Source organism: Microvirga sp. P4_G7 (assembly GCF_056401005.1).
In genome coordinates this window covers 1-1351 of the sequence record NZ_JBFUKD010000856.1, presented here as the reverse complement: position 1 = coordinate 1351, position 1351 = coordinate 1, and the positions used below count along the sequence as shown (strand labels likewise).

General features: G+C 64.7%; 2 protein-coding genes. Both read right to left on the bottom strand.

All coding sequences use genetic code 11. The annotated features are described in order from the left end of the window. Positions 1-927: 1-deoxy-D-xylulose-5-phosphate reductoisomerase (gene dxr / locus AC1DT3_RS21370; RefSeq protein WP_477467192.1), on the bottom strand; the 927-nt coding region annotated here is incomplete at its 3' end. A 7-nt stretch (positions 928-934) separates the two neighbouring features. Further along, positions 935-1351, bottom strand: a 417-nt coding sequence (locus AC1DT3_RS21365) for a phosphatidate cytidylyltransferase (RefSeq protein WP_477467191.1), incomplete at its 5' end; no start/stop codon positions are given.

Sequence of the window (1351 nt, the reverse complement as noted above, 5' to 3'; positions counted from 1 at the left end):
GGCCGCCGCAAGGCACGGGAACCGGTCTTCGTCCGCGCGTTCGAAGCTTAATTGCCCGATCAGGGCAAGATCGAGACGCGGCAGGTCCATTGCAAGCCGGCCGCGGTGTCGCAGGGCGTTCGCGATCGGCACCTTCATGTCGGGTAGAGCAAGACCCGCCGTCACCGCACCGTCGCTCCACTGAACCAGACCGTGAACGATCGCCTCAGGGTGGACGAGGACATCGAGGCGAGCGCTATCAATGCCGAAAAGATGATGTGCCTCAATGAGTTCGAGGCCCTTGTTCATCAAGGTCGACGAATCGATATTGATCTTCGACCCCATCGACCAAACCGGATGAGCGGCCGCTTCCGCCGGGGTTGCCGCCGCGATCCGCTCCCGGCTCCAGGTCCGAAACGGCCCGCCGGTCGCCGTGATCGTCGCCTTTTCGACGTCTCGGCCGTGTCCGGCCATCAGCGCCTGGTCGAGCGCATTGTGCTCGGAATCGACGGGCATGATGTCGACGCCCAGTCGTTTGGCGTCGGCCATGAACGCCTTTCCGGCGCAGACCAGGCTCTCCTTGTTGGCGAGAGCGATCCGGCGGCCGGGCTTCAGGGCGGCATGGGTCGGGCGAAGGCCCGCGGTGCCGCTGATCGCGGCGAGGACCACGTCCGCCTGCCGGTCGACCGCCTCGATTACAGCGCTGTCACCAGCCCCACTCGCGATGCCGGTTCCGGCGAGTTCGGCCTTGAGGTCCGCGTTTGCAGCTTCGTCGGATAGGGCAGCGAACTTGGCGCCGAGGCGGCGCGCCATCGCGGCGAGCGCCTTGGCGTCCTTGCCTCCGACAACCGCTTCGACGCGAAACTCATCCGGATGAGCCGCCACGACGTCGGCCGTCGAGCGACCGATCGAGCCCGTGGCTCCGAGAATGGTGAGGGTACGTGTCATCAGGACTTCAGGACGCAAACCRTATGATCAAAAGGACGCCCCCCAGGATCAGCGCAACAGCCCAAAAGCCGTCGAGGCGATCCATCACGCCGCCATGGCCGGGAATGAGGTGGCTCGAATCCTTGACGCCGACATGGCGCTTCAGGGCCGATTCGCCGAGATCGCCCAATTGACTGGCGACTGAGGCGATCAGCGACAGCATCACCACGTTTCTAAGGCTGAAAGGAGGCATGAGGCCGAGCTTCTGGACGCTCCAGGCGACCAGGAATCCCGCCAGTGCAGCCGCGAGAAGTCCGCCAAGGAAGCCGGACCACGTCTTCTTCGGGCTTACGCGGGGCCACAATTTCGGTCCGCCCAACGAACGGCCGGTGAAATAGGCGACGATGTCCGTCGCCCAGACGACCGCAAACATCCAGAGAAGCCC